Origin of the sequence: Amycolatopsis sp. lyj-108, from assembly GCF_046549005.1 — a bacterium.
Taxonomy (GTDB): Bacteria; Actinomycetota; Actinomycetes; order Mycobacteriales; family Pseudonocardiaceae; genus Amycolatopsis.
Genome location: NZ_JAJPWQ010000009.1, coordinates 193,081 through 206,218 on the forward strand (window position 1 = coordinate 193,081; position 13,138 = coordinate 206,218).

Annotated in this window: 9 protein-coding genes; 1 reads left to right on the top strand and 8 read right to left on the bottom strand. The window is 68.8% G+C overall.

Translation table 11 applies throughout. From position 1 onward, the window contains the following. Positions 1–12: 12 nt before the first annotated feature. From ACLJO0_RS29840 to ACLJO0_RS29850, 3 genes are all read right to left on the bottom strand, one after another. Positions 13–1,473 (bottom strand): trypsin-like serine protease, encoded by a 1,461-nt coding sequence (locus tag ACLJO0_RS29840; protein ID WP_410582019.1) that lies wholly within the window; start codon positions 1,471–1,473, stop codon positions 13–15. Between the two features lie 26 nt (positions 1,474–1,499). Beyond that, positions 1,500–3,047, bottom strand: a complete 1,548-nt coding sequence (locus ACLJO0_RS29845) for a S8 family serine peptidase (protein ID WP_410582020.1) — start codon at positions 3,045–3,047, stop codon at positions 1,500–1,502. Between the two features lie 208 nt (positions 3,048–3,255). Then, entirely contained in the window at positions 3,256–6,006 is a 2,751-nt protein-coding gene (locus ACLJO0_RS29850; RefSeq protein ID WP_410582022.1) for an AAA family ATPase, read from the bottom strand. A gap of 244 nt (positions 6,007–6,250) precedes the next feature. Between ACLJO0_RS29850 and ACLJO0_RS29855 the strand changes: the two genes are divergently transcribed. After that, complete coding sequence (locus ACLJO0_RS29855) at positions 6,251–7,225, top strand: anti-sigma factor RsbA family regulatory protein (RefSeq protein ID WP_410582023.1); 975 nt, start codon at positions 6,251–6,253, stop codon at positions 7,223–7,225. Positions 7,226–7,767: 542 nt separating this feature from the next. Here the strand turns inward: ACLJO0_RS29855 and ACLJO0_RS29860 are convergent. From ACLJO0_RS29860 to ACLJO0_RS29880, 5 genes are all read right to left on the bottom strand, one after another. Then, positions 7,768–9,183, bottom strand: coding sequence for a WXG100 family type VII secretion target (locus ACLJO0_RS29860; RefSeq protein WP_410582024.1), 1,416 nt, complete (start codon positions 9,181–9,183; stop codon positions 7,768–7,770). Then, complete coding sequence (locus ACLJO0_RS29865; RefSeq protein ID WP_410582025.1) at positions 9,180–9,518, bottom strand: type VII secretion target; 339 nt, start codon at positions 9,516–9,518, stop codon at positions 9,180–9,182. Before ACLJO0_RS29865 ends, ACLJO0_RS29860 begins: the two co-directional genes overlap by 4 nt. Before the next feature lie 213 nt (positions 9,519–9,731). Further along, positions 9,732–10,166, bottom strand: a complete 435-nt coding sequence (locus ACLJO0_RS29870) for a hypothetical protein (protein ID WP_410582026.1) — start codon at positions 10,164–10,166, stop codon at positions 9,732–9,734. After that, positions 10,163–11,386 (bottom strand): hypothetical protein, encoded by a 1,224-nt coding sequence (locus ACLJO0_RS29875; RefSeq protein WP_410582027.1) that lies wholly within the window; start codon positions 11,384–11,386, stop codon positions 10,163–10,165. The genes ACLJO0_RS29870 and ACLJO0_RS29875 overlap by 4 nt, the downstream gene beginning before the upstream one ends. A gap of 92 nt (positions 11,387–11,478) precedes the next feature. Further along, positions 11,479–13,068: a helix-turn-helix domain-containing protein gene (locus tag ACLJO0_RS29880; protein ID WP_410582028.1), complete on the bottom strand. Its 1,590-nt coding sequence runs from the start codon at positions 13,066–13,068 to the stop codon at positions 11,479–11,481. Positions 13,069–13,138 lie beyond the last annotated feature (70 nt).

Genomic DNA, 13,138 nt, shown 5'->3' on the forward strand with positions numbered 1-13,138 from the left:
TGATGAGTACGGTCACTGGACGGTGAGGGTGTACGTGGCGGTCGAGGTCTTGCCGGAGCCGTCCTTCGCCGTCACGGTGATCGGATAGGTCCCCGCCTGGAACGGCGCGAAGATCTGCATCGTCGAGCTGCCGCCGCTGGAAATGGTCTGCGGGTTGAAGAACGGAGCGATCGGCAGGCCCGGACCGGTGGCGGACAGGGTGATGGAGCCACTGCCGCCGGTCGCGGAGACCGTCGCGCTCGCCGGCGAGCCGGCGCGCGCGGTGCCCGATGCGGGGTTGAGCGTCACCTTGAGATCACCCGGTTCGGTGCCGCCCTTGCCGACGGTCAGCGTCAGCGTGGTGGTCGCGGTGTCGGTCGTTCCCTTGCCGGATACGGTGATCGTGTAGTCCCGTTCCGGTGTGCCCGTCGCGGTCTCGATCGTGAGCTTCGCGGTGTCACCGGACTTGATGGACGACGGCTGGAAGGTCGCCTTGGCACCGTCGGGCAGCCCGGATGCGGTCAGCGCGACGTCCTCGACGCCGTTCTTACCCGGCTTGCTCGTGATCGACGCCGAGACGTACTTGCCGGGGTCGGCCTTCACCGAACCCGGCGAGGCCGCGAGGGTGAACTTGTCGGTGCTGGGCACTTCGCCGATCTGCTGCTTGACCCAGTCGCCCATTTCGTTGTTCAGGCGGCTGTAGACGCTGTACCACCGGAAGTCGCTGCGGCTCCATGACGTGATGCCGACGACGACACCGTTGACGATGAACGGGCCACCGCTGTCACCGGGAAGCACGGTCTTGCGGCCGTCGGAATACCCGGCGCAGATCATCGTCGCCGGGTCGACGCCGTTCTCCACCCCGGTGCACTGGTTCGCGTTGACGATCGGCAGCGTCAGCTTCTGCAAAGTGACGTCGGCGGGGCTGTCGTTGTAGCTCTTCTTGCCGTAGCCCAGGCTGAAACCGTCCTTGCCCGGCGCCTCGAGGCCGGTGTCGGCGGAGGTGGCGACCTTCGCGTAGCCGCCGGCGGGGACGGGGATGTCGCCGTCGGTGGTGATGATCGCGACGTCGTAGCCGTTCCAGGGCTGGGTGAACTTCGGGTGCAGCTGGTAGTCGACGGCCTTGAGCTGGGTGCCGCCGGTGCTCACCAGATCGTCCAGTCCATAGAGGACGGATTTCTCACCTGCCAGTTCCTTGCAGTGCGCCGCGACCATCACCTTGCGGGGCGCCACGACGGAACCGCTGCAGCTCTGCCCCTTGGGACGCGAGCCGCCCTCACGCAGGGCCGCGATGGCGAAGGGATAGTCCTTCACCGAAGCGGGCACGCCGCCGATGCCCAGGGCATGGGCACCGCCGGGAACCTGGACGTCACCGGTGGGAGCGATCGCCGACGCGGTCGGCTTGGGTGCGGCCCCGGCGGTTCCGCCTGCCACGGGGATCGACAGTGCCGCCACACCCAGTGCCAGCAGTCCGAGGACTCTTTTCCTTTTCACGGTATTTCCTTTCAGCAGGGAGGAAATCAGAAGGTCAGGCCGAAGCTGTCGAGCACGCCGGTGTCGAACCGGTAGACGTCCTGGACACGCAGCTTCCAGTCGCCGGAACGGTTCTCGCCCGAGGTGTCGACGGTGTAGGTCTTGGAGAGGTCGACGGTGCTTTCGCCGCCCGCCTGCTTGAGGTTGACGACCTTGCCGCTCGGCGTGACGAGGTCGATCTTGAGGTCGCCCGTGTACGGGTGCTTGATCGCCACGGCCACCGAGGTGCCAGCGGTTCCCTTCGCGTCGCAGGAACCGATGGTCACGGTGCTGCCCACGGCTTCACCGGCGTCCGGGACGGCTACGTCGTCGGTGCTGGTGCCACCCGCGCAGGACGGCGTGCCTCCGCCGAGGAAACCGGTGTACAGCAGCTTGTTCGGCGACCCTTTCGGGTCGGAGATCTTGCCGGGGGTGGCGTTGTCGAGCAGTGCCTTGGTGACCTGCTCCGGGGTGGCCGACGGGTTGGCGGTCAGGTAGAGCGCGGCCGCGCCGGCGACGTGCGGGGTGGCCATCGACGTGCCGCTCATCTGCTGCGTGCCGCCGCCGTTGCGGGTCGAGGTTATGTTGCTGCCCGGTCCGAACAGATCGGTGCAGGTCCCATAGTTCGACGACTGCGAGGAGTTGAAGATCGACCGCTTGTCCTGGATGTCGCTCGCGGCGACCGTGATCGCTTCCGGCGTCCGGGCGGGCGAGACGTTGCAGGCGTCCTGCCCCTCGTTGCCGGCCGCGACCGTGACGGTGATCCCGGCCCGGACCGCGCCCTGGACCGCCTGGTCCACAGTGGACGTCGCACCGCCGCCGATGCTCATCGTGAGCACCGCGGGCTTCTTGGCGTTCTTGGCGACCCAGTCGATTCCCGACACGATCGTCGACCACGGCGCGCTGGAGTTGCAGCCGAGCACGCGGACGGCCACGATCTTCACGCCTTTCGCGACACCGTAGGTCGTGCTGCCGACGGTTCCGGCGACGTGCGTGCCGTGGCCGTGGCAGTCCGAGGCGTCACTGTCGTTGTCGACGAAGTCGTAGCCACTGCTCGCGCGCCCGCCGAACCCGGACTCCCGGTAGTCCGTCCCCGTGTCGAGCACGTAGACCGTGGCGCCGTCGCCTTTGTTGGCGTAGTCGTACTTCTTGTCGAGCGGCAGATCCTTCTGGTCGACCCGGTCCAGGCCCCAGGTGGGATCGTTCTGGGTGTCGGTCGCGTGCGCGAGGCCGTCCGGTTCGACCGAGGCGACGGCCGGATCCGCGGCCAGCCGCCGAGCCTGCGCTTCGGTCATCCGACCCGCGAAACCGCGAAGCGCGGCGTCGTAGGTGCGGGTGACCTGCCCGCCGTATTCCGCCGCCAGCGACCGAGCCTCGGCGGCGGGTGACGGCCCGGTCTTCAAAGTGACGAGATAGGAACCTGGAATCGCGTCCGGCAGCCACGCCCGGACAATCGGCCCGGCAGGCGAGGCAATGGCGGGCACTGCCGCCAAGCCCAGAGCGAGTGCCAGGCCGGCAATGACCACGATCCTTCTTGGACGGAGACTTTCACGCATCGAGTCACTCCTGAAAGTGGGGAATCAACACCGGGAGACGTTGTGACAACAGTGAGTTCTCCACCGGACAGGAACAATAAGTATTGGGCTCGGCGCACTACTCAATTAAATATCAACGCGTCAATAATCAGTGCCGTAAGCCCATTAAATAAGTGACCTCATCAAAGAAAAAGCACATGGCAAGGCCAAATCGGAGCCGTTCGCCGGTTCAGGAGCGAGACAAATGCTCGCCGAGCACCGCGCGCGAAGGCAGATCGAGTTTGTTCAACGCCCGGCTGATATGGACCTCGACCGTCCGCGCGGACAGAAAAAGCCGTTCCGCGATCTCACGGTTACTGAGATTCTGCGCGGCCAGACGCGCCACTTCGAGTTCGCGCGGCGACAAGGCCTGGCCGTAGCCACGGCGACCACGCGACGGAGTGGTGGGATCGTGGCGCGCCAGGATCCGGCGGCATCGCTGCGCGTCGGCGACCGACTTCAGGGAACGGTAAATGGTTTCGGCCGAGGTCAACGCGCCAAGCAGTTTCCGGTGGTCGCCGAGTTCGGCATAACACTCACCGGCGAGTTCGCTCGCACCGGCAGCGGCATAGGGGCGCGGCAAAGCCTGATAGGACAACGCCGCCTGGCTGAACGATTCGACCGCGTCGGCGGGCCGGGCCCTGGCGAGCAGCCCCTGGCAGAAGAGAGCCGCCGCATGGGCGAGCGGCGCGTCCCGTCCGGCTATCCCCTCTTGGTACTCGGCGACCAGGCGCTCCGCCGCGTCGGTCTCCCCTCTGTCGACGAGAACGCGGACGGCGGGCGGGAGGAGTTCGGCCGCCCAGACCCAGTTGTTCTTTCGGCGCACACTCTCGAGTCCGCTCTCCGCGAGCCGCGCGGCGGCGGGGAGTTCCTTGGCCGCGAGGAGGACGGCCACCCGCCCCGCGAACGCCGACGCCCGCTGCGGCACGTTCCCGGCCGCGAGCGCGAAGGCGGTGTCGAAGTTCCGTGACGCCTCTTTGCGACGTCCGTTGCCCAGCTGGTACCAAGCCAGCGCGAGCAAGGGCTCCGCGGCGAGCGAACTGTCTCGGCCGACGCGGCCCACCAGCCCGAGGACCTCGGCCTCCACCTCGGGCCAGATGCCCATCGCGACGTCGAGCCGGAGGTCCGTCCCGGCCGCGAGCGCTTCCAGGTAGGGCTGTTCCTCGTCGTGGACCAGCCGACGGGCGGTGGCGAGATACGTCCTCGCCACCGGGTAGTACCCGTTCCAGGCGGCCGCGTCGGCGAGGTTGACGTAGGTCCGGCTGACCTGCCTGCGAACCTCGGCGGACCGGGGCGAGGCCGGAAGCGTGCCGACGTCCTGCCAGACCCCGGGATCGGCCACCTGCATCCGTCCGGACACCCGGTTCGCGGTGACCGCGGCGATCAGTTCGACGTCGCGGGTGCCCTTGCTGGCTTGTTCGGCCTGGTCCAGCCAGCGCAGGTTCTCCTCGACCGGCACCGGCCCGACGTGCGGGAGAGCCAAGGTGATCAGCCCGCGGGCGAGGAGCGCACGCCGGCCGTCGAGATCCGCGATGGCCAGCTCGATCTCGGAACGGCCCGCGTCGACCTGCCCGATCTGGTTGATCAGGACCCGGCCGAGGTTGATCCGGATCTCGCCGCGAGCGGCCTTGCTCATCGGCCAGTCGTGCGCCGCCGTGCGCAGCAGCCGCAGCGTGGATTCGCCGATCAGTCCGTACGCGGTCTCCCGGCTCAGCCGGACGGCGAAGTTCTCCCTGCGCGCCCGAGAAAGCGCGGAGTCCCCGAGCGCGGCCTCAAGCAGCCGCACGGCTTCGTCCGGCCTGCCCTCCGCCGCCGCCTGGTCCACGGATTCCGAGACGTACCGCGCCCACTCGTCGAGCTCACCGGCCTCCCGGTGGTGGTACGCGACCCTCCGCGGTTCCGGCTCGTCCGAGCAGGCCAGCAGCCGCGCGGCGCCGGAGTGCAGCTGAGACCGTCGCGGGCCCGGGATGGCGGCGCGGACCGCGTCCGCGACCAGCGGACTGCGCACCGCGTAACGATCGTTCCCGAGGTCACGCAGGAACCCCGCGGCCATCGCCTGGAGCAGGTCGTCGACGATTCCGGCGCCGTCCGAGCCCGCCACGGCGGCGAGCGCCTTGCCACCCGCCGGCCTGCCGAGGATCACCGCGGCCGCCACGACCGCCGCGGCGCCTTGCTCCAGCACCGCGAACCTCGCGGCGAGTTCCGCCGCCCAAGCGGCGGGGACGACCTTCTCCGAGAGCTTCATGGCGGCCTGCGCGTCGAGTCCGGAGATCGCTTCCAGTACCGCGGTGACCGCGGCGGCCACCCCGCCGGTTCGGCGATGGACCCGCTCGGCGAGCTCACGCGAACCGGCCTTCGCCACGACGTCCGCGATCCGCAGCGGTTTCAGGGTGCATCGCGCCGTCACCCCGGAGCGGGGAGGCCACCAGGCATCGCGAAGAGTCCGTTGCTGCAGCCGGAGCGCGGAGCCGGTCACGACGGCCAGCCGTTCGGACGGCCGGGCGGCCAGCAAACGGAGGAAGTCCTGAGTCTCCTCATCGGCCTCGTCCGCGTCGTCGACGATCAGGACGGTGCGCTCCGGCAAGGTCAGCAGTTCGCGGAGCGCACGGTGCACCAGGTGGCGATCCGAGCCGATCGGCTCCGGCAGGACGGCGCCGAGTTCGGGGAGCAAGGGGTGCAGGACCCCGGCGAGTGGCGACAGGCGACCGGCCGTCCCCGTCCACCTGTCCGCGGCGGTTCCCAGCGCGTCGAGCAGCGGTGCGAGCGGCGCCGGATCGGGCTCCCGCACGCAGCGGAGCTCGATCACGGTCCGCTCCTGAGCAGCCGCGGAACGCGCCACCCGGCGGAGGAGGTCCGTCTTCCCGGAACCGGGTTCGCCTTCGATCACGACGAAGGCGAACGGCTTGGCGATCTCCCGTTCCACCCACGACAGTTCCACCACGGCGCCCCTTACTTCAGTGTGAACGACCCCGGCTCGGCAAGCATCACCCCGGACCACAGTGGTCGCCAGCTTGTGCGCAATAAGTCAGGGCACGTAGTGAATGAGCCGAGGGCGGACGTGCCCCGGTGTCGCCGTCACTAGACTGGGTACGAAGAAGTCGGCAGTACGGGGTCAGCGTGGGTGCAGGGTTGGGACATGCCGGTGGCGCGCCATGCGTCAACCTCCTGAACGGGGGTACCCGGTCATGGTGAAGGCGACCACGACAGCGGCGGGCACCGACCCGTTCGTTCACCCGGCGCTGTTCTACCGGGGGCCGGACGACTACCTGGCGGGCACCGTCCCGTTCATCCTTCGGGGGCTGGAGAGCGGCGAGCCGGTCGCGGTCTCGGTGCCCGGCCCCAACCTGGAGCTGCTGCGGACCGCCTTGGGCCGGGACGCCGAGCGGGTACGACTGCTGGACATGACCGACGAAGGCCGCAACCCCGGCCGGATCATCCCCGGCGTCCTCCGTGCCTTCGCCGACGACCACACCACGCGGCGGGTCCGCATCATCGGCGAGCCCATCTGGGCCGAACGGTCCGAGCTGGAGTACCCGGCGTGCGCCCAGCACGAGGCCCTGATCAACCACGCGTTCACCGGCCGCGAAGTCACCATTCTCTGCCCCTACGACGTCACCCGCCTCGACGCCCGCGCCCTGTCCGACGCCGAAGCCACCCACCCGGTCCTGATCGACTCCACCGGAGAGCGCGCCAGCACCGGCTACGACCCCGACCGCATCATCACCGATTACAACACCCCGCTGCCCGAACCGGCCCCGACCGAACCGGGCGGGTACCGCATCCTCGACGCCGTCACCGGCGAGGCCGCTGCCCTGGCTCACGCCCGCGCCATGGCCCGTGACCAGGCCCGGCGTGCCGGCCTCACCGACGATCAAGTGGCGGACGTCCAGCTCGTGGTCGCCGAACTCCTGGCCAACAGCGTGGACCACGGCGGCGGACAGGGACGGCTCAGCATCTGGTCCGAGGCGGGCGGGCTGGTCTGCGAGGTCCACGACACCGGCCGCCTGACCGACCCGCTGGCCGGACGGCGGCCCGCCTCCCCCGGCCAGCTACGCGGCCGCGGGCTCCTGCTGGTCAACCATCTGTCCGACCTCGTGCGCGTCCACACCGGCCCGCAGGGTACGACGATCCGCGTCTGCTTCACGACGAAGCGTCACTGACGCTCTTTGGAGCGGCTCCAAGGTGTGTCGTGGTCGTGGGGTGGGGCCGGCGGTGAGGTGAAGGCGTCCTTCGCCGCGTCCGATGCAGTGAAGGGCGCCTTCGCCCCTGATGTGCGGTGCGAGCCCGTTCTCCCCGGGGGTGGCGGGCGGAGCGAAGCCGTGACTCGCGTGCTTGAACACGTCACTCGCGTGCCTGGATGCCGCACTCGGGTGTCCGGCGTCCAAACACGCGAGTCATTGAGGGGTAAGGCCAAGTTCGCAACGTCGGGTGCAGGGTGCGGTAGCGAGGAGGGGGCTTTCGCTACGCCGTGCTGTCGCTGAAACCCATGGTCGAGACGCGTCGCGAAAGCCACTTTCGCGACGCCTGGGGTCGCGAAAGTGGCTTTCGCGGCACGGTCGCCCACGACCCCTCGCAAAACGCCCGCCCTGGGCACTGCCACCCCAAAAGTGTCCCTTGTGGACAGTCGAGAAAGCGTCAGGCACTGTGGCGAGTCCGCTCACGACCCACTAGACCCACTCGACCAGCGGGTACGCGGCAGGACTCAAGGGACCTCGTAGAACTTGTCGTAGTGACCCGGCGCGTAATAGAACTTGTCGTTGTCGTCCTTGACGATGCGGTCCGGCTTCGGCCTCTGGTTCTCCGGCAGCGGCTTTCCGTTGAAGTCCGTGTACTCGTCGGCGTCCCTGATGGGTTTCTTGTTTTCGTACTTCGGTGTCGGGTGGACGTCGAATTCGTAGTAGTTGCCGTCGTAGGGTTTCGTGGGCTTGCCGTCCGGACCGTACGGTTGATCGGCGGGCTTGTTGCCGCCGCTCACCTTGCCGTTGTGCGGAAGCCTGCCTTCGTTCCCGACTTTGCCGCCCGCCTGACCGTGGTTCCCGTAGATCCTGCCGCCCCAGGTCGAGCCGGGGCCGGGGGTGGGCTTGTTCCCCAAGCCCAGCGAGTTGAGCTTGTCGTTGTCCACGCTGTTGTGCCAGGCACCGAACTGGCCACTGTCCTTGTGGTCGAGGATCCACCGTTTCATCTTGAGCGCGGCGTCTTTCTGCGCCTGGGTGAGCTCGTCGAAATTCCCGAGGTTCGGCGAAAGATCGGGTTGCGGCTGGGGTTGGGGCTTCTTCCCCTTGCCACCACCGCCTCCGCCGCGGGTGCTGCTGTACTCGCCGCCCGGTTTCGGGCCGCGGGGTTTCCCGGCTGGTCCGGTCTTGCCGGTGTCGATCTTGCGGAGCGCCTTCTCCGCTTCGGCGAAGATGTTCTTCGCCTTCTTCATCAGCGGAGCGAGCGCGCTCATCGCCTTGACCAGCTTGGTGACGACGGTGGCGATCTTGGAAGCCGTCTTCGCGATGGCGGCGGTGACCTGCGGCAGCACCCAGGTCATGCCGAGGCCGAGCGTCGCCAGCACCTGCAGCGCCCAGCTGATCAGCCTGCCGATCAGTTCGGCGATGGTGTCGCGGACCAGGGTGCGGACCGCGGTGACCACCTCACCGCCGATCCGGGTGCCGGAGGACGCGCCGCCGGCGGCCTGCTGGCAGGCGCCGATCAGGGCCGCGACATCCGCTCCCCTGGTGCGGTAGGCGTCACCGGCGTCGCCTGCCCAGTTCGCGGTTTCGGCGACGACCATCGCGTCGAGGTCGGCGCTGATCGTCCCGAGTTCCTTGGCGACGTTCTGCCAGGTCTCGGCGTGCGCGGCGATCTCGTCCGGGTCTCCGGCGAGCGCGTCGAGTGCTTCCTTCAACGGTCCGACGTGCTCCATCAGCCAGCCGACCCCGGCGGCGAGGATGGTGCCGAACGGGTCGAGGGCGGCGGACACCGCGTCCATGGCGGTGCCGAACGCGCCGACCGCGACGGACGCCCAGTCACCGCTTTCGATGGACGCCTTGAGTTCGGTCGCGGATTCGAGCAGGGGAACGCCGGACACCGCGGTGGTGGAATCCTTCGGGGTGGCGACAAGGGGGTTGGTCATCGCGAGGCCTTCTCCATCGGAGTCGCCGGGATCGCGGCCTCGTACTGCTTGAACATGTCGACGCCCGCGGCGTCCTGCCCGGCGTAGGACTGTTCGGCGGTGCGCAGGTTGGCGGCGGTCGCCCGCACGCCGTCGATCGCGGCCTTGATCGAGTCGACCGTCTTCTCCTCCGCCGGATTGATGAAGGGCGGGACGAACGCGCAGATCAGACCGTAGGCCTCGTCGGACATGGCCGCGGTGTTCGCCGCCGCCAGCACGGTGTCCAGCCGCTCGGCGATCCCGTCGACGTTCGCCGCGTGTTTCCCGATTTCCGCCGGTACGACCTGGAAGTTCATCCGTCACCCCTTCGAGACGTCCCGTATCCGGGCACGCCGCTTCCGCTTGACCATCGTAACCCGGCCTTCGACGTTGGCACGTAACGGAAAACGCTCGTCATCCGTCGGGAGGCCGGGGAGTTCACGCGGCCACGATGCCATCGGGCTCCCGCCCGTGAGAAAGCTCTGTGCGAAGGGACAGCGTTCCTTGCACGAAAGGGCACCGATCCTTTGTCAGAGCGGCTCCAGATAAGACCTCTCGGACCAATCGTCGTCCTCGTCGTCGCGAGGCGGACGGCTCGGCGCCGGCGGATCCTGTGCCACCGCGGAAAGCCCCTCGAGTTCGGCGACGACGGCGTCGACGTCCATAGTGGCCAGTTCGCCGACCTGCCGTTCCAAGGACGTCCAGGCTTCCGCGGCCAGCCGTCGGCGGTCCTCGGCGGGCAGCGCGTCGATGACCTGCCACCAGCCTCGCGCCTCCTGGACGAACTCGTCCAGCACCGGGCCGTGCGCCAGCAGTTCGTACGGTTGCCGTCGACCGGCGACGACCTCGCCCGCGAAGTCCCCGGCGGCACCACCGGTCGCCGCCAGCAGCCGCATGACCGTCTGCCGTGCCCGGTCCCCGTCGGCGGAGTCGAACGGATCGTGGATCGTGCGTTCTCCTGTCACAGCAGCACACTCTTACGCTTGGCCGGGCAGTCGGCGTCCCGGTGCTCGTAGCCCTCAGGCCACTGCGGCGGATCGCCCATCGCGATGGTGGTTTCCAGCACCTCGTCGAGGGCCTTCTCCCCCGCGAACATGTGCGCCAGCCCGTACGCGGCGCTGATCAGCGTCTGGATGATCCCGACGATCTCGTTGAAGGACAGCACGAGATGGATGATGTCCAGCATCTCGCCTTCCTTCACGACTTCGACGAGCTTGCCGCGACGGCCGAGCTGGGACAGCGCTTCGCTGATGATCTCCACGACGCGCATCCCTTTTTCCAGGCCGAGTTTCTTGCCCTTGGTGAGGATCAGCAACGCGATGTCGATCGCCGAGCTGTAGCCGTGCCGGATCTCCTGCATCAGGTGGTAGGCGAGCTTCGCCAGCGCCTGGATCGCCAGGCTCGCGCCACGGAAGTACCGAGCCAGCTGCAGCAGACTGGACCGGTAGGTGACCAGCCAGTTCTTGGCCCGATCGGCGCCCTCCCCCTCCCACGCGCCCTGGATCCCGAACCGGCCCTGGTCGATGTTGACCGCGGTGTTCTCCAGGCCGAGCGCGGCGTCGTTGTAGAGCACCGCCTGCCGCTGCAGCACGGTCCAGTCACCGACGAGCAGGTCGGCGATCATGGTGATGAAGTCCTTGTCGGAACCGGTGAGCATCTTGATCACCTCGGCGACGTCGCCGAGGGATCCGCCGAGATCGAGCAGTTTCTCGCGCTCCGCCTGGGCCTTCACCGGCCACCATGTCGGGTCGGCGACGGCCGCCGGATCGGGCCCGCCGTAACCCACCGGGACGGCGTCGCGGAACGCCGCGGCACCGGCCGGGTCACGCACCTCGTCCACCGGGACCCGCGCGGCGTCGGGCTCCGGGTTGAGCCGGTCCAGCAATTCCGCCGCACGCGCGTCCACCACGCCGTACCAGTGCGCCACACAGCGCAGTTCGTGTCCGCCGCCCGCGGCGAGGTCGGCCGCGAACCGCGTCTGGCTCAGCGCCGTGCGCTGCCACTCGTCCAGTTTCGGCCAGGCGGCGGCGAAGAAACCCTCGCCGCTTTCGGTGTCGAATCCGGCACCGGCGCCGACCAAGCGGTCGAACCACTGGCGATAGGTGTCGACGCCCGCGCCCGCCCGCAGGACCAGGTCTCCGAGCGCGCGCACCGCGGCCGGCTCGACCGAGAACCCCTGCCCCATTCGTCCCCCTGTTGCTCCGAAGTACCCCTTCGACGTAGCTGAAGTTTGACAGGTTGCCGCGAAATGTCACATCACTGGAATGGAGTACCCGGTCAAGCGACTCGGAGCAGGACCGGGCTCCCGGTGACGGTGACGTCGGCACCGGGCGTGACCGGCGCGCTCGTCCCGTCGAGTTGTTCGACCGAGGTGGTGCCGTGGGCCGCCGGGATCCGCGCGGACCGGTCGATGGTCCACCAGATCAGGAACGTCCGGCCGCCCTGATCGAACCGGCACTGCCACAGGTCGTCGGGCAGCCCCGCCGGGCGACCTTGTCCACAGGAATGGATCCGGCTGCCCGCCAGCCACCGGTGCAGGCGCTCCACGTGGCGCGCCGCCTTCGTGTGCGGGCCGCCGACGGGCTGCAACACGATGGGGATCTTGGCGCTGCCCCAGTTGTAGAAGTACATGCGGCGGTATTGCGCGTAAAGCCCGGACAGGAAGAACCGGACCGCGTGCTGCGCGCCGCGATCGGCGTCCACCGGCCGCTGCCTGTTCACGTCGTACGCCGAGCCGGTGCTCCAGAGCCTGATGCCGGCACCGGCCTCGTGCAGTGCCTTCTCGATCTCGTTCGCCAGTGGCAGCATCGTCTCCGGCGGGTCGGAGTCGTTGCGGGGAGCCAGCTTCACCGCGCCGGCGTCGCAATGGTCGTAGCCGCCGAGCTTGGCGAACTGCCGCAATTTGTCGAACGCCACGGGATCCCAGAGCTCGCCCATGGACGGGCACACCACCGTCACGGCCGGGTCGACGGATTTGATCACCTGGCTCGCCCGGCGTGTCATCTCCACCAGTTGCGCCGTCGAACCGCTGAAGAAGTCTTGGTGATTGGCCATGTCCCACAGCTCGTAGGCGTCGATCCGGCCGCGATACTGCTCGACGACGGTGCGCACGAAACGTTCCCAATCCGCGAGGTCGTCGGGCGGGCCGGAGCGAGAGTCGTCGGTGTAGACCGATTTCGGGCTGTTCGGGCTCGCCCACGACGGGGTGCCGCCGAAGGTCAGGGTCACCGGGAGACCTGCGCCGCGGGCGCCGGTCACGAGCCGTTCGAGCGTGTTCCAGTCGTATCGGCCACGAGTCGGCTCCAGGTTCTGCCACCGGGTGCGCGTGTTCCACAACCGGACGGACCCGACCTCGAAGGACGGCATCTGCCCGGTGTTCGAATTCGCCGTCACCCCGACGAATTCCGGATCGAGCGTGCGTGGCGCGTTCGTCCACATCGACGCCTGGATCGCGGCGGGCGCCTCTCGATCGGTCGGGGTGGCCATGGCGCCCCCGGCGAGCAGGACGACCCCGAGTACCGCGACGAGCGCGAGGTTCGCCAGTGGCCGCCTGCGACCAGGCGACGTCCGGGTGTCCGCCGGCGCGTCGGCGTGCCGGACGACGGTCTCCGGGATGGCGGCGTCACCCAGGTCCGCGCGCTCCCACAACCGGTACAGCTTCGCGAGTTCCTCCCGGTTCGCCCCGCACGCGGTCGCGATCGCCTCGATCGGCGCGAACGTCGTCGGAACACTCCGCCCGGTGCAGTAGCGGTGCACGGTCGACCGGCTCAGGTGCACCTTCCGTCCGAGCAGTTCGTAGCTCAGGCCACTCCGCTGCTTCCGCTCGGTGAGAAGTGCCGTCAGCGCGGCAACCGCCTCGCTCGCCATACCGCTGAGCCCCCTCCGCGCTACGTGCCGGTCTCCCGATTCAGCCGCCTGCCGGGAGCCCCTGAACGGA